Genomic DNA, 16,749 nt, shown 5'->3' on the forward strand with positions numbered 1-16,749 from the left:
ATCTCTCAAGGCTGGGCCAGCATCATTGCTGGCCTTTCAGATTAAACGGGCGAACATAGGGCAACAGCTCGGTATCCAGGGTGACGCTGCGGCCACCGGTACCCACGCTGCCAAGTCCCTTCATTTCAAACTGCAGACCAATGACTTTTTCCGAAGTGGGCTTCAGGGTGACGTTGTCCGGCTGATTGTGCCACTCCAGGCTCATGTTGATGCTCCAGCAGCAGGAGTCGTATTTGACACCGATCTTGCGGTCAATGTTCACATCCTGCTTGATGTCACGGTAGTAACCGCCATACATCTGCCACTGATCGGCGATCGGCGCCATCATCACCAGACCCGCCTGGCTCAGATCTTCTGCCAGCGCCGTGTTGGTCGGATAGCGATAGTCCAGGTTGCCATCCTTGATGTAGCGGTAGTTGACCTGAGTGGTCAGCTTGCCGGTCCGGTACTCGACTGCACCGTTGCCAGCCGTAAATTCGCCCTCGGAGGTATCGTACTGGGTCCCCGCGTGGGCAAACCACTCATCGGTGATCCGGGCATCCCCCTCGAACGAGAGCAGGGAGCGGGCGTTGGTGCTTTCCGGATTTGAAGGGTAGAGGCGCACCTTGGGTGGCGTCATCTCAAAGGCCTGGGCTACCGCCAGACGCAACCGTTCATCACCCACATTGTCATAGACCCGGCTGGTCAGGCCAACGGTGACCCGGTTGGCATCGCTGATGCGGTCGAGACCGGCAAAGCGGCGATCACTGAACAGGCTGTAGTAATCCTGACGGGTGGTGGTGGAGTCGTAGATCCCGATCTCGTCCTGATTTTTGTAAGGGATATAGAGGTACTGGAACTCGGGTTCCAGGGTCTGGGTACCCTTGCCATCATACCAGTCGAGTGGCCGATCGAAGTTGACGCCCCCCTTGAGGCGGAAGGAGGGCAGAGTACGGGTAATGGTGCCCTCTTTCAGGGTCAGCTGTTTGCTGTCTGCATCGGTGAAGCGGCTGCGGTCCTGGCTAACCAGATTATCGGGTACCTCCTGGTTGTAGGAGGTAAACATCAGCTTGTACTGACTGGTCAGGTAGTAACCCGGTGCATCCACCAGGGGCACGGTCAGGGTTGGCGCCAGATGCAGGCGGGTGGCGGTATAGCGCTCACCTGCTTGCAGAGTGGCGGCACTGCCACTGTCATAGCCAAACTTGGTCAGTTCACTGTTCCAGGCCAGATCGAACCACTTGCCTTGCTGATAGTAGTTGTAGTCGATACGCGGCAGCATCTCGTGGGGCAGCAGCGCATATGGGCTCAGGATCTGGTAGCGGCGCACCTCGGAGGTGAGGTTCCAGTTAGGCTGGTAATAGCCGGCGGTAAAGGATTGCTGCAACTGGCTGTCGACCTGAGTGCCCACTTGCGGGCTGAAGTCGTTGAAGTAGTTGTAATCCTTGTCGCGCACCTGGGTGTAGTCGATGCCAAAACGCAGGCTGCCATCCATCAGGGCGGAGCCGTGACGGACGTTCATCAGGTAGCGATGGCCATCGGACAGGCCCGTCAGACTCGGATTGCTCGGGCTGTACTGCTTGTCATCCGCCAGATTTTCAAAATAGAGGGTGCCGGTGTGGGCAGGGTCCGGCATATAGCGGAACTCCACCTGCTCCATCAGGCCGCGTTTGTCCATAAAACGGGAGGTGATGGTGGCATCATAGTTGGGGGCAATGTTCCAGTAGAAGGGCTGGGTGATATCCATGCCGTTGCTGGAGCTTTGCTTGTAACCCGGGTAAAGCAGACCGGTCTTCCGCTCATCCTTGATGGGGAAGTTGATATAGGGGAAGTAGAACACCGGGTAGTCATAGAGCCAGAGGCTGGCGTTCCAGGCTTCGCCAAACACCTCTTTCTGGTCGATGTCGATGCTGCCCGCCTTGAGGGTCCACACTTCCTGACCCGGGGGGCAGGTGGTGTACTGGGCCCCCTCCATGGTGATGTTCTGGTTGTTGTTGGTCATCACCACGCGCTTGGCAAAGCCGCGCACCGGTGAGCCATGCACCTGATACTTGCCCTCTTCCAGTTCGGAGTTCTTGGTATCCAGGTTGGATTTGAGGGTCTTGTCGCTGGTGACGGTCACCTGACCGTCGTTGTAATAGATGTTGCCGATGGCGATGACATCCCGGCTCTTCTGATCGAGCTGGGCATAGTCGGAGTCAAACTTGCGAACACCCTGACGAACCTTGACGTCACCTTCATAGACGGCGGTGCCGCCCTGTTTGGCCTCGAGACGGTCGGCATCAACCTCGACCGGCTGCGCGTTGGCATCCTGATCCGATGCAGGCTTCTCTATCTTGGGAACATAGTCATAGCAGAGACTATCGAGAATGCCGGTGGCTGGCGGCGCTTCGAACGGGGCCGCCTGCACCATCATAGAGGTGAGTGCGGGGGCCAGGCTGATAGTCAGGGCGATGGGATAGCGGTACCCCAGTGTCCATTTTGTCATGTGAAAGACTCGTGCAATCCGTGATAGATACGGTTGATCCAAGGCATGCATTTTACGACAGGTTTCATCGAGTTGACATTGCATGTCATTGCTTTATGTTAGCCGGCAATGATAAAGCATTATTGCGGCCAGGGCTAACAGCCAAGTGCTGCTTTCCACCTTGGTCCTCTACTTATGCACGATCGCGATTCCCTGCTATTGCAGTGGGCACGCCGTATTTCCGGTGATGCCACTCTCACGCTTACCCTCATTTCCGGTGATGCCAGCTTCCGCCGCTACTCTCGTGGTGGTGGTCTTGTGTGGGTGGATGCCAATCCGAAAACCGAAAAAAATCATGAGTTTGTTCGTAACGCGGCCGCCTTGCAGGCGCGTCAGCTGTTGGCGCCAGAGGTGAAGGCGGTGGACTACGAACAGGGTCTGCTGGCGGTCAGTGATCTGGGCGATACCCAGCTGATCAGCTGCCTGAACGAGAACAACGTGCTGGCCTGGTATGGCAAGGCGATTGATTTGCTGCCCCGCCTGGGGGCGGTTGAACTGGCGCTTGAACCCTTCGATGCCGCTTTTATGGCGCGGGAGAACAGCATTTTCCCCGAGTGGCTGCTGGGCCATCATCTGCAACTGCGCTTGAGCCATGAAGAGCAGCAACTGCTGGACGAGACCTTTGCTTGTCTCACCGCCTGCAATCTGGCCCAGCCGCAGGGGGTGATGCATAGAGATTTTCACAGTCGCAACCTGATGGTGTGTGGCGGGGATCCCCCCGAGAGCAGCCGGCTGGCCATCATCGATTTTCAAGACATGGTCATCGGGCCGCTCACCTATGACCTGGTCTCCCTGCTGAAAGATTGCTACGTACGCTGGCCGGACGAGGTGATCGATGAAGGGATGCGCCACGGCTTTGTCACCCTGCAACAGGCGGGTCTGCTTGGCGAGCTCGATTATGCCAGTTTCCGTCGTGATGCCGACCTGACCGGCATGCAGCGCCACCTCAAAGCTGCCGGAATCTTTACCCGGCTCTATCATCGCGACGGCAAGTCCGGCTATCTCAAGGATATTCCCCGCACCCTCGGCTACGTAGTGGATGTCTGTCGCACTCACGGTAGCGCCTATCCGGTATTGGCCCGTTTTGGTCAGTGGCTGGAGCAGGTGGTGTTGCCGGGGATCGCCAATGCTGGAGTTAAATCATGAAGGCGATGATCCTGGCCGCTGGCCGTGGCGAGCGGATGCGCCCGCTGACTGACCTGCTGCCCAAGCCACTGTTGGCGGTGGGGGGCAAGCCGCTCATCGTTCATCACATCGAAAAACTCAAAGCTGCCGGTGTGACCGAGTTGGTCATCAACCACGCCTGGCTTGGCCACAAGCTGGTTGAGAGCCTGGGTGATGGCCGTGCGCTTGGTGTGACCATCCACTGGTCAGCCGAGGAGAGCGCACTGGAGACCGCGGGCGGCATCGTGCAGGCGCTGCCACTACTGGGCGCAGACCCTTTTCTGGTGATCAACGGCGATACCTGGCTCGATCTCGATTATCACACTCTGGTCAGCCAGCCCCTTGGCGATGATCTGGCCCACCTCTGGCTGGTGCCCAATCCGCCCCAGCACCCGAGCGGGGACTTTGCCCTGCAAGGGGGGCGAGTCATGGATACGCCAGCGTTTACCTTCAGCGGGGTCGGACTATATGATCCGGCGGCCTTTGCTGGTCTCGCGGGCGGCGCCCGCAAGCTGGCGCCCCTGCTCCGTGACTGGATGGCGCAAGGGCGGGTGGGCGGCAGCCTGCTCGCTGGCGAGTGGCGCGATATCGGCACGGTCGACCGTCTGCGCGTGCTGGATGACCAGCTCCAGGCCCGCACTCATTAACTTCAAGAGGTCTTGAACCATGCGTATTTGGGGTAAGGTGCTGGGCGCCTTCTTCGGTTTTCTGCTCGGCAATATCATCGGTGCACTGATTGGCCTCTGGATCGGCCACCGTTTCGACCGTGGCATGGGGCTGCAGGGGGCGTTTCGTCGCGGCCCGAGTCAGGAGCAGCAAGCTGTCTTTTTCCATGCCACCTTCTCGGTGATGGGTCACATCGCCAAGTCCAGCGGCCAGGTGACCGAGCAGGAGATCCGGGTTGCCTCCAACCTGATGGATCGGATGCGGCTGGCGGGCGAACAGCGTGCCCGGGCGCAGGAGTCGTTTCGTCTCGGTAAGGAGGCCGACTTCCCGCTGCGCGAGACCCTGGCCGAGTTCCGCCGTGCTAGTCTGGGGCAGCGCGATATTCTGCGCTTCTTCCTCGAGGTACAACTGCAGGCGGCCTTTGCCGACGGGCGGGTGGAGGAGGGCGAGCGCGCCATTCTGCACACCATTGCCGACGAGCTGGGCTTCAGCCGCATCGAGTTGGCCCGCATTCTGGCGATGGCCGAAGCGCAGATGAACTTCTTCAATCAGGCTCATGGCCAGTATCAGGGGGGCCATTCCGGTGGCCAGCAGTATCGGCAGGCGGCACCCTCTGCGGATCGCCTCAAGAATGCCTACCAGTTGCTGGGAGTGAGCGAGAGCGACAGCGATCAGGATATCAAGCGCGCCTACCGCAAGGAGATGAGCAAACATCACCCGGACAAGCTGGCTGCCAAGGGGTTGCCGCCGGAGATGATGGAGATGGCCAAGGAGAAGACCCAGGAGATCCAGCAAGCCTGGGAGTGGATCCGCGAGGCGCGCGGCATCCGGTAAGTGCCAACGTCAGGTTGGAACAGACAATAAAAAGCCCCGCAGCAGTGCGGGGCTTTGTTTTACTGTGTGGCGCAGGCCGGGTTATTTGGCCGGAATCGCTTCCAGCACGTGCACCAGCAGTTGCCAGAAACGCTCGACCGCCGGGATATGTACCTTCTCGTCAGGGGAGTGGGCACCGCGGATGGTCGGGCCGAAGGAGACCATGTCCCACTCCGGATAGGCGCTCTTGAACAGACCGCACTCGAGGCCGGCGTGGATCACCATGACGTTGGGCATGGTGCCGAACAGGGTCTGGTAGCTGTTGCGAACCAGCGCCATGACGGGGGAGTCGACGTTCGGCGCCCAACCCGGGTAGGCACCGGTGAATTCGCAGCTGGCGCCTGCCAAGGTGAACAGGGAGCGGGTCATCTGCTCGATGCTCTCGCGGCCGGAGTCAATCAGGGAGCGGATCAGGCACTGGACGTACACTTCGCCATCCTGAGTCTTGATGACCCCCAGGTTGGTCGAGGTTTCGGTCACGCCGGGCATGGCATCGCTCATGCGCATCACGCCGTTCGGGCAGGCCATCAGGGCATCCAGCAGGCGCTGCTGCAGGGAGACGCTCATCAGCTTGGCCGGTTTGGCGGCGCTGTTGACCAGCACGGTCAGGTTCGGCTCGGTGGCGGCCAGTTCGGTCTGGTAGATCCCGGTGTAGCGGTCAACCAGCGCCTTGAACTCGTTTACGCTGGCAGCAGGCACCAGCAGGGTGGCACGGGCTTCGCGCGGGATGGCGTTGCGCAGAGTGCCGCCGTGGATCTCGGCCAGACGAACACCCAGCGGCTCGGCTGCTTTGAGCAGACGCACCAGCAGCTTGTTGGCGTTGCCACGACCGCGATGGATATCGCAACCTGAGTGGCCGCCACGCAGCCCTTTTACGGCCAGCTCGAACGCTTCGCCTTCGCTGGCGTCAACCAGCTCGAGCGGGAAGCGGATATTGGCATCCACACCGCCAGCGCAGCCCATATAGACCTCGCCATCCTCTTCGGAGTCGGTGTTGAGCAGAATTTCGCCCTCCAGCCAGCCCGCTTCCAGACCGAAGGCGCCGGTCATACCGGTCTCTTCGTCTGTGGTCAGCAGCACTTCCAGCGGACCGTGCTTGATGGTCTTGTCAGCCAGCACAGCCAGGCAACCGGCCATACCGATGCCGTTGTCGGCACCCAGGGTGGTGCCACGGGCAGTGACCCACTCGCCATCTATATAGGCATCGATGGGATCGGTCGCGAAGTCGTGTTTGGTGTCGGCGTTGGCCTGCGGCACCATGTCGATGTGGGCCTGCAGTACCACGGCTTTGCGGTTTTCCATCCCCGGGGTGGCCGGTTTCTTGATGATGATGTTGCCGACCTTGTCCTGCTTGACCGCCAGACCTTCCCCTTGAGCCCATTGGATGATCCAGGCGCTCAGTTTGGCTTCATGTTTGGAAGGGTGGGGAATGGAGCAGATCTGTTCGAAGAAATGCCAAATCAGTTTGGGAGAGAGAGAGCTAAGCTGTGCCACGTCGGGACTCCTTACCAGCACGGAATTAACAGGGCCCCATCAGCGGGCCGAGGAAGAGGATAACGATAATACAGTCAATCACACAAAAATGTGAGCAATCAGCGCAAATCGCAGGCAGCTTGTGCTGGCTGATGGCAACCAGGCAGTACGATCGTCAGGTTCGGACGACGCTGACCGATAGAAAAGAAAATGTGTGACCGATCTCACAAAAATATTGAATTTAACGCACCGACTGGTAAATTAGCTCCCGTGGCTCGCCACCCGTCAGGATGACGATGAAAGCCTCCAGGGAACCGAAGCAAAGCAAGTGCGCCTCCATGGAACCGAGTGTTCGTTCAAGGATTTGAGCCCGCATTAAAGGTACGTAACTTGTTAAGCAATCAGGAGTTTCAATATGCCAGGCAGCAACTCAACCTATTGGTTTGCCCCCTCTTTGTATACCCAGGGTTTCAGCTACCCTAACCCCTTCGTCACTCGTCGCTAAGACGAGCTGCCCAACCAGGCAGAGGCGAGAAAGCAGCAGGTGCGTGAGGTAAATCCTCCCCCTGCTATTTTTTTATCTGCGATTTGCCGCACAGCCCATTTGGACTCGGCAGCAGGGACGGCAGGTTAGTCGTTTGGCGCTCTAGATGTGCCGAATGGAGAGGGTGATGCCGATTTTTCCTGTTTTTGGCATACGTTTGCCAGGCATTTTCTCTGCAAACGGTGCTATCATATCGGCCCAACAGCCTGTCCGCGGTTTGGACACATCATCTAACCGATCGCCGGATAAGCCCATCTTGCTTCCATTGTTATCAGATTTGCTGCCGAGGCTTAGCCCTGAGGCAGCCGAAGTGCAATCTGAATTCAGTCGGGCAAGGGCCGCCATTTACTGGCATCCGCAGGGATAATTGCGGGTGTTTTTATTTTAAGTGATTGTTTTTAAATAACTATTCGAGATCGATAACATGCCGAAAAAGTTCTATGTGTCGTGGGACAACCTGCAACGTGAAGCTCGCCGTCTGGCCCGTCGTCAGCTGCCTGTCAGCCAGTGGAAAGGTATCATCGCGGTCAGCCGTGGTGGCCTGGTGCCCGCAGCCCTGATGGCCCGTGAACTTGGCATTCGTAATGTGGAAACCCTCTGCATCTCCAGCTATGACCATGACAGCCAGCGCGAGCTGGTGGTCGTGAAGGCTGCCACCACCGCTGGTGACGGCGAAGGCTGGCTGGTGGTGGAAGATCTGGTCGACACCGGCACTACCGCCAAGGCGATCCGCGAGCTCTACCCGAAAGCCAAGTTCATCGCGATTTTCGCCAAGCCGATGGGCGAAGCGCTGCTGGACGATTTCGAAGTGGCGATCCCGCAGGATACCTGGATCGAACAGCCGTGGGATATGGCGCTGGAGTTCGCCACACCGATCTGCGACGAAAAGTAACGGGATCGGGATGTGACGCTCACTGCGTCCATTGGTCGCAACCGGCAATAATGGTTTCACAGGGCTCCAATTTGGAGCCCTGTTTTTTTGTGTATCAATCTGTTGCAGGGTGGCTGATGGGCAGTAAAAGTGGTTAAGATGAGCTATTGCCTGATATGAATGGGACACTATCTTGGACTTGAACGAAGACCTAAACCTGACCGAACAGCTCTTTACCCGCGTCAAGAAGGTATTGGAAACATCCGAGATCTCCAACTCCAGTGCGGCTGATCTGGCGCAAGCCGAGTCAGACGAGATGTTTATCGACGGCTCCATGTCAAAGAGCTGGTATCGCTTGCTGCGCCGCCCCTCCTGGACCTGGCAGGGGGCAGACCCCATCGAAGTGGAGCAGACCCTGGCCCGCATCGCCATGGCGACCGGCGAGCGCACCCATGACTGCTATCTCGATACCATCAAGGGCTATGTGCCTGGCAACTGGATCTACGAGTGGAGCCAGGTGGCTGGCAACTATTTCAAGCAGGGCCGCGAACTGCGCGAGAAGGGAGATCCTTCTGGCGCCTTGAAACAGCTGCTCAAGGCGGTGCGCTACTACTCCATCGCCAGCTATCCCCATCTCAAGGATGACGAGCTGGCGGATCAAGCCCAGCTGCTTGGCAACATGGCCTATCGCGAGGCAGGTCGCCTGTTCAAGGTACCGCTCAAAGAGATCCAGGTGCCTTTTCGCGGCAAGCATATTCAGGGTTATCTCCACCTGCCGACGACCGAAAAACCGGTGCCGCTGGTGATCATCAGTGGCGGGATCGACTCCCTGCAGCTCGATTTCCTCAACTTCTATCTCAAACGGCTCGAGCCCAACGGTATCGGCATGCTCTCCCTCGATATGCCTGGGGTCGGCTATGCCGAGCATTGGCCGCTGGTGCAGGATACCAGCCGTCTCCATCAGGCGGTGCTCCATTACCTCTCCGAAGTGGCCTGGGTCGATCATCAGCGTATCGCCATGGTGGGGATGCGGCTGGCGGGTAATATCGCAGCCAGACTGGCCTTTATCGAGCCGTTCAAGCTGCGCACCGTGGTTTGTGTCGGCGCAGGGGTCAATCAGGTGTTTACCAATCAGGAGCTGTTTGCCAAGTGCCCGCGCATGATGCGGGACAGTCTGGCCAACCGGTTGGGGGCGGATGCGGCGCAGTGGGACGGCATGCGTACCAAGTGCCAGGTTTTTTCACTTAAAACTCAAGGATTACTGGGGACTCGCACTTCAGTGCCGATATTGAGTATTGGACACAAGCGAGATTTTATTTGTCCCGAGCAGGATGTACGGGCATTGGCGGCGGCCAGTCGTAACGGCAAGGCCATCGTATTCGACAAACAGCCTTTGCTGGAGGTGTATGACAAGGCACTGGACGAAATCGTCGAGTGGCTGAAACAGCATTTGTGTACCTGACATTGCGCTAAAGAACTGACGCCATCCCGAGGTGGCGCGGCTTGTTTAACAGGGAGGTTAACATGTCTGAAAGAGTGACCTACAAGCGACTGCTGAGGCAGTTTGCTGCCATTGGCCCCTATTTGCGCGAAGATCTCTGCGAAGAGGGGCGTTATCGTTTCGACTGCCTGTCGGTCTGTGTCAGTGCCAAGCCGGCGCCGGACAAGCGGGAGTTCTGGGGCTGGTGGCTGGTGCTGGAGCAGGACGATCACCATTTCCGTTACCACTATCAGCTCGGTTTCTACAATGCTGATGGCGAGTGGCTGGACAAGCCGATCCCCAAGAAGCACCAGGTAGAAGTGGAACGCACCCTCAACCGTTTCTACAAGCTCATCAGCGACAAACTGACGGCACTGGAGTGCCAGTTAGCGCCAGCGGATCAGGTTACCAATGAGTTGACCGTGACCGCTGCTTGATCCCTGATGCCCGGTGAGCAGCATCCCGCTGTTTGCCGGGCCATCAGTGAGCCATCTCCCCTTCCGACCGCAATCATCCGGGCCTTTGCCCCATCTCCTCACCCCGGCGTTAATTGCCTTGCAGGGCACCATGGCCGTGGGTATAAAGATATTCCTTACTTTTTTAGCCTTTATGCTCCCATGGAAAACAGAACCATAGTCGTCAAGTTGGGCACCAGCGTGCTCACAGGGGGGTCTTCCCAGCTCAATCGTGCCCATATGGTCGAGCTGGTCAGACAGTGTGCGGCCTTGCACCGTCACGGCCACAGGGTCGTGGTCGTCACATCAGGGGCTATCGCCGCCGGGCGTGAACATCTGGGCCACCCGCCACTGGCGCCAACCCTGCCCAACAAGCAGATGCTGGCGGCGGTTGGTCAGACCCAGCTTATTCGGGTATGGCAGGATCTGTTCAACCTCTACGGTGTGCATATCGGCCAGATGCTGCTGACCCGCGCCGATCTGGAAGATCGGGAGCGCTACCTCAATGCCCGCGACACCATGCGCACCCTGCTCGATCACCGCATTATTCCGGTCATCAACGAAAACGATGCGGTGGCGACCGCCGAGATCAAGGTCGGCGACAACGACAACCTCTCCGCACGGGCCGCCATTCTGGCGGATGCGGATCTGCTGATCCTGCTGACTGACCAGAAGGGGCTGTTTACCGCCGATCCGCGCACCAATCCCGACGCCCAGCTTATTGAAGAGGTGCAGACCATCGACGATACCCTGCGCTCGCTGGCGGGTGACAGTGTCAGCGGCCTTGGCACCGGCGGCATGGCTACCAAGCTGCAGGCCGCCGATGTGGCGCGTCGAGCTGGTGTCAACGTGGTGATCGCGACCGGCCAGATGCCGGAGGTGATTGGCCGTCTTGCCAAGGGCGAGCGGATTGGCACCCTGTTCCCGGCGCTGGCGTCCCCGCTGGAAGGGCGCAAGAGCTGGATCCTGGCAGGCCCGCCCCCTCACGGTGAAGTGCATGTGGATCAGGGGGCTGTCGCCGCCATGAAGGAGAAAGGCTCCAGCCTGCTGCCCAAGGGGATCGTCGCGGTCAAGGGCGACTTTATTCGGGGCGATGTGGTGCGCATTCTTGATCCCAAAGGCGCCGAGCTGGCGCGCGGTATCTGCCGTTACGACCATCTGGAGCTGGAGAAGCTGCGCGGCGTCCACTCGGATCAGATTGAGCAGGTACTGGGCTATGGATATGGTTCAGTAGCCATCCATCGAGACGATATGGTGCTGCTCTAATCAGGGCGGCACAGCATGCACAAAAGGGAACCGAGATGAGTCTGGAGAAAATGGGGCAGGCGGCCCGAGAAGCCGCCTATCAGCTGGCCACCATCAGCACGGCGCAGAAGAACCGGGCGCTGGCCGCCATCGCCGACGAGCTGGAGGCGCGAAGCGAACAGATCCTCGCGGCCAACGACAAGGATATCGCGGCAGGGCGTGAGGCTGGCTTGTCAGAAGCCATGCTGGATCGCCTGCTACTCAATCCGGCCCGGCTGGCCGGTATCGTGGCGGATGTGCGCAAGGTAATTACTCTGGATGATCCGGTCGGCGCCGAAATGGATAGCCGGGTGCTGGAGAATGGCCTGCGGCTCTCCCGTCGTCGGGTGCCCATCGGGGTTATCGGCGTCATCTACGAGGCGCGCCCCAACGTCACCATCGACATCGCCAGCCTCTGCCTCAAGACTGGCAACGCCAGCATATTGCGTGGCGGGCGCGAGACCTTCCACTCCAATCTGGAGCTGGTGCGGGTAATTCAGCATGCCTTGGCGGCCTCCGGTCTGCCCGAGGCAGCAGTACAGTACATCGACAACCCGGATCGGGCGCTGGTGGCCGAGCTGCTGCGCCTCGATCGTTACGTGGACATGATCATCCCCCGTGGCGGTGCCGGCCTGCACAAGATGTGCAAGGAGAACAGCTCCATTCCGGTCATCATCGGCGGCTTTGGCATCAGCCACATCTTCGTCGACGAGAGTGCCGATCTGGTGCGCTCTCTGGCGGTTATCGACAACGCCAAGGTGCAGCGCCCCTCAGCCTGTAACGCCCTCGATACCCTGCTGGTACACGAGAAGGTGGCCACCACCTTCCTGCCGCAGCTGGTAGCGCTGATGAACGAGCGCAAGGTGACGCTGGTGGCTGCGGCCAACGCCATGACGCTGCTGGCGGGCGCCGACAACCTGTGCGAGGCGGGGCCAGAGGATTTCGATACCGAGTGGCTGGGATTGACTCTGGGGGTCAAGCTGGTGGCGGATGTGAACGAGGCGCTGGCCCATATGCGCGAGCATAACGCCGGCCACTCCGATGCCATCCTGACCAACGATCTGGCCAACGCCGAGCGTTTCGTCAACGGGGCCGGTTCGGCGGCTGTCTATGTCAACGCCTCGACCCGCTTCACCGATGGCGGCCAGTTTGGGCTGGGGGCTGAAGTGGCGGTCTCAACCCAGATGCTGCACGCCCGTGGCCCCATGGGGCTGACCGAGCTCACCAGCTACAAGTGGGTGGGGCAGGCCGATTACCTTAGCCGCGCCTGATAACCGGTTGTGCCAGATACCAAAATGCCGACCCCTGGGTCGGCATTTTATTTGGTGGATATCGGGAAGATATCAGGCGTTCGGGTTACTCCCCCTGATAGATCACCTTGTCACCGGATTTGAGCACATAGCCCTTCCAGGGGAATAGGGTGTAGCCGCTACCCTGCCACGACCAGTTGCCTTCCATGCCCTGACGGGCAAGCTGGTGCTGCTCGCCGGTGGGCAGGGTCAGCTCGGCCTTGCTCTGATCGGTATTGAACAGCACGAATGCACTGCTGGTCTGGCTGGCATCGGTCGGATTGAGCCGGATGCCCTCCTCGAACAGGCGCACGCATTTGCCGGTCAGCGCTGACCACTGATAGCCCGCACTGCCGATGCAGCCGTGGCTGTCGCGATCGCTGCCAACCAGATGTTGTTCCGGTGTACTGCATGCCGCCAGCAGCAGAGAGGCGGCCATCAGAGTCAAGGTTCGCATGTTTACTTCTGATCCTCTTCGAGGTTGTCCCGTTCGATGACGATGTTGGAGAACCCCAGCTCCTTGAAGTAGTTCTCCCGGTAATCCTTCACGCTCTTCTTGTCGCGCCGGCACACCTGAGCCAGCTGAGCCTCCATGGCGTGGAAGCTGGCGAGATCGATCCCTTCGGCAGCGGCAACCGCATCATAGATGCTGTTGAACTTGTCGTTGGCATAGCCGATCGTTTTGGCCTGCTTCTTGTAGGTGTAGGTAATCTTGAACGCCATGGCGTTATTCCTTTGATTTGGCTTGCTTGCGCTGAACGTAGAGGTAGAGGCTTTCGACCTTCTCCCGGGCCCATGGGGTCTTGCGCAAGAACTTCAGGCTGGATTTGACGCTGGGCTCATGGGTGAAGCAGCGGATATTGATCTGTTGCCCCAGCTCTTCCCAGCCGTAGTATTCGACCAGCGCGGTGACGATGGCTTCCAGCGTCAGCCCGTGCAGCGGGTTGTTCTTCTGCGAGGCGTTCGGTTGCTCGCTCATGCCTGCTCCGCCAGCTTGGCAAAGGGCTGACCCATGCGGGTGGTAACCCCGTTGGCCAGATGCGGCTCGAAACCGGCAAGCATGCCAGGGCCAAACAGGCAGACGACAGTACTGCCCAGTTTGAACAGCCCCATCTCGGCACCTTTTTGCAGGGTAATGGCCTCGTCGCCGGTGTAGTCCCAGCGCACCACCTTCTTCTCTTTGGTCGGCGCAATGTTGCCAGCCCAGATGGTCTCGATGCTGGCCACGATAGTGGCACCGACCAGCACCAGTGCCATGGGGCCGTGCGGGGTGCGGAAGGTGGCCACCACCCGCTCGTTGCGGGCAAACAGGTTCGGCACGTTCTCGGCGGTGAGCGGGTTGACGGAGAAGAGATCCCCCGGCACGAACACCATGCTCTCCAGCACGCCGTCCAGCGGCATGTGGATGCGGTGGTAATCCTTGGGCGCCAGATAGATGGTGGCGAAGTCGCCATCCTTGAACGGCGCCACAAGATCCTCATAGCCGCCCAGCAGCTCGCGGGCGCTGTAGTCGTGGCCCTTGGCCTGAATGATGCGACCCTGCTGGATCGGGCCGAGCTGGCTGACGGTGCCATCCACCGGCAGTGCCAGAGTCATGGCATCTTCTACCACGGGGCGGATACCGGGCTTGAGCTCGCGGGTGAAGAACTCGTTGAAGCTCTTGTAGTGGGCCGGGCTCTCGTGCAGCGCCTCGCTCATGTCGACCTGGTACTGCTTGATAAAAGCCTCGATCACCCTGGTGGTGATGTTGCCCGCTTCGGCGGCGGCAAACTTGCCGATCAGACGGGAGAGGGCGTGCTTGGGCAGACAGTATTGACCGGCAATTTTCAGGTTGTCAGTAATGCTCATGTTCATCATCAACGTAGGTTAAAACAGGGTCACAGGCGCGCCTGTTGGCGACCGTGACGGGCTTCCTGCATGGTTTCCAGGATGCGGTGATAGTTGTGGAAGCGATCGGCGCTGATAGCGCCCGCGTCGACCGCGGCGCGCAGGGCACAGCCGGGATCGTCCTTGTGGGTACAGTCACGGAACTTGCAGCCACCCAGATAGTCGCGAAACTCGACGAAGCACCAGGTGATGCGGTCGGCTTCCAGATGCCAGAGGGCGAACTCGCGGATCCCGGGGGAGTCGATGAGATCGCCACCGCTCGGGAAGTGGTAGAGCCGCGCCGTGGTGGTGGTGTGCTGGCCGAGCCCCGAGTTTTCGGAGATCTCGCCGGTCAATACATCCAGCCCCGGCATCAGGGCGTTGGTGAGCGAGGATTTGCCCACCCCGGACTGGCCGACGAAGATGCTGATCTTGTCGGTGAGCTTGGCTTTCAGCTCATCGAGCCCTTCACCGCTCTCGCAGCTCACCAGCAGCACCTCGTAATTGAGTTTGCGGTAGGTTTCGAGCTGGCTCTCGATGCGCGCGCGGGCCACATCATCAAGCATATCGACCTTGTTCAGCACGATGAGCGGCTGGATCTCCACATCCTCGGCGGCCACCAGATAGCGGTCGACGATGTTGGTGGAAAACTCGGGCATCACCGCCGAGACGATGATGATCTGGTCGATGTTGGCGGCGATGGGTTTGACCCCGTCGTAGAAGTCCGGCCGGGTCAGTACCGAGTGGCGCGGATGCACCGCTTCGATGACGCCCGCTGTTGCGGCATTGAGGCCGGGACGCCACACCACTTTGTCACCGCAGACCAGACTGCTGATGCTGCTGCGCCGCAGGTTGCTGCGGTGGATGGTGCCATCGACCGCTTCCACGTCCGCGTGCTGACCGAAACGGCTGATCACCACCCCTTCGATGGCCGGGCCAAACAGGGTGTCATCCACCTCTGTGGTGTGCTCTTTTTGCAGCCGACGCTCGCGGTTGGCCTGGACGCGTCTTTGTTGACCCAGATTGAGTTTTGCTTTCTTTGCCACTCGATTCGCCAGTTTATGAACAGATCCAAAGCCAGTATGATACATGCAAATTGGCAAAATTCCGCCATTCCTCCCAACAGAGAGAGTAATCATGACAGTCAGCGCGCAGAACCTGGTATGGATCGACATGGAGATGACGGGTCTCGACCCCGAAGAGAACGTGGTACTGGAGATTGCCACCATCGTCACCGACAAGGATCTGAACGTACTGGCCGAAGGGCCGGTGATCGCCATCCACCAGCGCGATGAAGAGCTGGCCAAGATGGACGAGTGGAACGTCAACACCCATACCAAGAGCGGTCTGGTGGCCCGGGTCAAGGCGAGCCAGCATGACGAGGCGAAAGCCGTTGCCGAGACCCTCGAGTTCATTCGCCAGTGGGTGCCGGAGCGTACCAGCCCGCTGTGCGGCAACAGCATCGGTCAGGATCGCCGCTTCATGGTCAAGCACATGAGCGATCTGGAAGCCTTCTTCCACTACCGCAATGTCGACGTCAGCACCATCAAGGAGCTGGTACGCCGATGGCAGCCGGAACTGCTGGATCAGTTCAAGAAGAGCGGCACCCATCAGGCGCTGGACGATATCCGTGAATCCATCGCCGAGCTGCAGTTCTATCGCAGCCACGTCTTCAAGATCTGATTCCCCGGCAAGGGTTTGTCATACTCTGGCTGCTAAAATCGACAGTTCGGCCAGCTTTTGAGCGAACGCGCGCAACCAGACAAAAAAGCCCTTGCAATTGGAATGACTGCTCTTATAATTCGGCTCCCGTACAGTAGCGCAAGCAACCAAATGCTGTACGGCCTGTTTTAAGGTAGTTGCGGGAATAGCTCAGTTGGTAGAGCACGACCTTGCCAAGGTCGGGGTCGCGAGTTCGAGTCTCGTTTCCCGCTCCAAAAATCTGATGATGACACTGGTGCAAACCAGCCCGATGCGGGAATAGCTCAGTTGGTAGAGCACGACCTTGCCAAGGTCGGGGTCGCGAGTTCGAGTCTCGTTTCCCGCTCCAATCATCAGTCAGCCTCAAGACAACCAAATTGTTGCGGGAATAGCTCAGTTGGTAGAGCACGACCTTGCCAAGGTCGGGGTCGCGAGTTCGAGTCTCGTTTCCCGCTCCAAAAAATTTGTAAGTGATATTCCGATGCGGGAATAGCTCAGTTGGTAGAGCACGACCTTGCCAAGGTCGGGGTCGCGAGTTCGAGTCTCGTTTCCCGCTCCAAACATTTGTAAGTGACAT

The 16,749-nt window shown here is 59.2% G+C and carries 16 protein-coding genes and 4 tRNA genes; 13 read left to right on the top strand and 7 right to left on the bottom strand.

Going from position 1 to position 16,749, the window contains the following annotated elements; translation table 11 throughout:
- Positions 1–22: 22 nt before the first annotated feature.
- Complete coding sequence (gene lptD, locus AB5Z09_RS00485; protein WP_139428847.1) at positions 23–2,467, bottom strand: LPS assembly protein LptD; 2,445 nt, start codon at positions 2,465–2,467, stop codon at positions 23–25.
- 174 nt (positions 2,468–2,641) lie between these two features.
- On the opposite strand from lptD, the gene AB5Z09_RS00490 reads away from it, so the two are divergent.
- The 3 genes from AB5Z09_RS00490 to djlA are packed head-to-tail and all read left to right on the top strand — an operon-like array spanning position 2,642 to position 5,170.
- Entirely contained in the window at positions 2,642–3,652 is a 1,011-nt protein-coding gene (locus AB5Z09_RS00490) for an aminoglycoside phosphotransferase family protein (protein WP_368194369.1), read from the top strand.
- Positions 3,649–4,317: an N-acetylmuramate alpha-1-phosphate uridylyltransferase MurU gene (gene murU / locus AB5Z09_RS00495; protein ID WP_368194370.1), complete on the top strand. Its 669-nt coding sequence runs from the start codon at positions 3,649–3,651 to the stop codon at positions 4,315–4,317. Before AB5Z09_RS00490 ends, murU begins: the two co-directional genes overlap by 4 nt.
- A 19-nt stretch (positions 4,318–4,336) precedes the next feature.
- Complete coding sequence (gene djlA, locus AB5Z09_RS00500; RefSeq protein ID WP_005358354.1) at positions 4,337–5,170, top strand: co-chaperone DjlA; 834 nt, start codon at positions 4,337–4,339, stop codon at positions 5,168–5,170.
- Positions 5,171–5,251: 81 nt separating this feature from the next.
- Here the strand turns inward: djlA and AB5Z09_RS00505 are convergent, their stop codons facing one another.
- Positions 5,252–6,703 carry an aminoacyl-histidine dipeptidase gene (locus tag AB5Z09_RS00505; RefSeq protein ID WP_265774649.1) on the bottom strand — a complete coding sequence of 484 codons (1,452 nt, stop codon included), beginning with the start codon at positions 6,701–6,703 and terminating at the stop codon, positions 5,252–5,254.
- Positions 6,704–7,650: 947 nt separating this feature from the next.
- Here AB5Z09_RS00505 and gpt point away from each other — a divergent pair.
- From gpt to AB5Z09_RS00530, 5 genes are all read left to right on the top strand, one after another.
- Positions 7,651–8,118 (top strand): xanthine phosphoribosyltransferase, encoded by a 468-nt coding sequence (gene gpt, locus AB5Z09_RS00510; protein WP_005339007.1) that lies wholly within the window; start codon positions 7,651–7,653, stop codon positions 8,116–8,118.
- Between the two features lie 172 nt (positions 8,119–8,290).
- The gene (frsA, locus tag AB5Z09_RS00515; protein ID WP_005349360.1) at positions 8,291–9,559 is read left to right on the top strand and encodes an esterase FrsA; all 1,269 of its coding nucleotides are present in this window, start codon (positions 8,291–8,293) and stop codon (positions 9,557–9,559) included.
- 62 nt (positions 9,560–9,621) lie between these two features.
- The gene (gene crl, locus AB5Z09_RS00520) at positions 9,622–10,014 is read left to right on the top strand and encodes a sigma factor-binding protein Crl (RefSeq protein ID WP_005339003.1); all 393 of its coding nucleotides are present in this window, start codon (positions 9,622–9,624) and stop codon (positions 10,012–10,014) included.
- Positions 10,015–10,194: 180 nt separating this feature from the next.
- Positions 10,195–11,298, top strand: a complete 1,104-nt coding sequence (gene proB, locus AB5Z09_RS00525) for a glutamate 5-kinase (RefSeq protein ID WP_139432509.1) — start codon at positions 10,195–10,197, stop codon at positions 11,296–11,298.
- The gene (locus AB5Z09_RS00530) at positions 11,298–12,587 is read left to right on the top strand and encodes a glutamate-5-semialdehyde dehydrogenase (protein WP_368194379.1); all 1,290 of its coding nucleotides are present in this window, start codon (positions 11,298–11,300) and stop codon (positions 12,585–12,587) included. The genes proB and AB5Z09_RS00530 overlap by 1 nt, the downstream gene beginning before the upstream one ends.
- 85 nt (positions 12,588–12,672) lie before the next feature.
- Here the strand turns inward: AB5Z09_RS00530 and AB5Z09_RS00535 are convergent, their stop codons facing one another.
- The 5 genes from AB5Z09_RS00535 to rsgA are packed head-to-tail and all read right to left on the bottom strand — an operon-like array spanning position 12,673 to position 15,517.
- Entirely contained in the window at positions 12,673–13,062 is a 390-nt protein-coding gene (locus tag AB5Z09_RS00535; RefSeq protein ID WP_236293711.1) for a hypothetical protein, read from the bottom strand.
- A gap of 2 nt (positions 13,063–13,064) precedes the next feature.
- Positions 13,065–13,328, bottom strand: a complete 264-nt coding sequence (locus AB5Z09_RS00540) for a DUF2960 domain-containing protein (protein WP_033114870.1) — start codon at positions 13,326–13,328, stop codon at positions 13,065–13,067.
- 4 nt (positions 13,329–13,332) lie between these two features.
- The gene (locus AB5Z09_RS00545; RefSeq protein ID WP_104015615.1) at positions 13,333–13,584 is read right to left on the bottom strand and encodes a VF530 family DNA-binding protein; all 252 of its coding nucleotides are present in this window, start codon (positions 13,582–13,584) and stop codon (positions 13,333–13,335) included.
- The gene (gene asd, locus AB5Z09_RS00550; protein WP_041234352.1) at positions 13,581–14,453 is read right to left on the bottom strand and encodes an archaetidylserine decarboxylase; all 873 of its coding nucleotides are present in this window, start codon (positions 14,451–14,453) and stop codon (positions 13,581–13,583) included. Before asd ends, AB5Z09_RS00545 begins: the two co-directional genes overlap by 4 nt.
- Positions 14,454–14,482: 29 nt before the next feature.
- Complete coding sequence (gene rsgA, locus AB5Z09_RS00555; RefSeq protein ID WP_236293712.1) at positions 14,483–15,517, bottom strand: small ribosomal subunit biogenesis GTPase RsgA; 1,035 nt, start codon at positions 15,515–15,517, stop codon at positions 14,483–14,485.
- Between the two features lie 91 nt (positions 15,518–15,608).
- Here rsgA and orn point away from each other — a divergent pair, with 91 nt between their 5' ends.
- The 5 genes from orn to AB5Z09_RS00580 all read left to right on the top strand — a co-directional run bounded on the left by orn (position 15,609) and on the right by AB5Z09_RS00580 (position 16,731).
- Positions 15,609–16,154: an oligoribonuclease gene (gene orn / locus AB5Z09_RS00560; RefSeq protein WP_368194373.1), complete on the top strand. Its 546-nt coding sequence runs from the start codon at positions 15,609–15,611 to the stop codon at positions 16,152–16,154.
- 178 nt (positions 16,155–16,332) lie between these two features.
- Positions 16,333–16,408 (top strand) — tRNA-Gly (locus tag AB5Z09_RS00565).
- 37 nt (positions 16,409–16,445) lie between these two features.
- Positions 16,446–16,521 (top strand) — tRNA-Gly (locus AB5Z09_RS00570).
- 33 nt (positions 16,522–16,554) lie between these two features.
- Positions 16,555–16,630, top strand: a tRNA-Gly gene (locus tag AB5Z09_RS00575).
- A gap of 25 nt (positions 16,631–16,655) precedes the next feature.
- Positions 16,656–16,731 (top strand) — tRNA-Gly (locus AB5Z09_RS00580).
- Positions 16,732–16,749: the final 18 nt, after the last annotated feature.

Source organism: Aeromonas sp. R2-2, assembly GCF_040908355.1.
In the GTDB taxonomy this organism is placed as follows: domain Bacteria; phylum Pseudomonadota; class Gammaproteobacteria; order Enterobacterales; family Aeromonadaceae; genus Aeromonas; species Aeromonas veronii.

Coding starts and splice junctions, on each gene's coding strand:
- lptD (WP_139428847.1), bottom strand. CDS start 2,467: ATGACAAAATGGACACTGGGGTACCGCTATCCCATCGCCCTGACTATC.
- AB5Z09_RS00490 (WP_368194369.1), top strand. CDS start 2,642: ATGCACGATCGCGATTCCCTGCTATTGCAGTGGGCACGCCGTATTTCC.
- murU (WP_368194370.1), top strand. CDS start 3,649: ATGAAGGCGATGATCCTGGCCGCTGGCCGTGGCGAGCGGATGCGCCCG.
- djlA (WP_005358354.1), top strand. CDS start 4,337: ATGCGTATTTGGGGTAAGGTGCTGGGCGCCTTCTTCGGTTTTCTGCTC.
- gpt (WP_005339007.1), top strand. CDS start 7,651: ATGCCGAAAAAGTTCTATGTGTCGTGGGACAACCTGCAACGTGAAGCT.
- crl (WP_005339003.1), top strand. CDS start 9,622: ATGTCTGAAAGAGTGACCTACAAGCGACTGCTGAGGCAGTTTGCTGCC.
- proB (WP_139432509.1), top strand. CDS start 10,195: ATGGAAAACAGAACCATAGTCGTCAAGTTGGGCACCAGCGTGCTCACA.
- AB5Z09_RS00535 (WP_236293711.1), bottom strand. CDS start 13,062: ATGCGAACCTTGACTCTGATGGCCGCCTCTCTGCTGCTGGCGGCATGC.
- AB5Z09_RS00540 (WP_033114870.1), bottom strand. CDS start 13,328: ATGGCGTTCAAGATTACCTACACCTACAAGAAGCAGGCCAAAACGATC.
- AB5Z09_RS00545 (WP_104015615.1), bottom strand. CDS start 13,584: ATGAGCGAGCAACCGAACGCCTCGCAGAAGAACAACCCGCTGCACGGG.
- asd (WP_041234352.1), bottom strand. CDS start 14,453: ATGAGCATTACTGACAACCTGAAAATTGCCGGTCAATACTGTCTGCCC.
- orn (WP_368194373.1), top strand. CDS start 15,609: ATGACAGTCAGCGCGCAGAACCTGGTATGGATCGACATGGAGATGACG.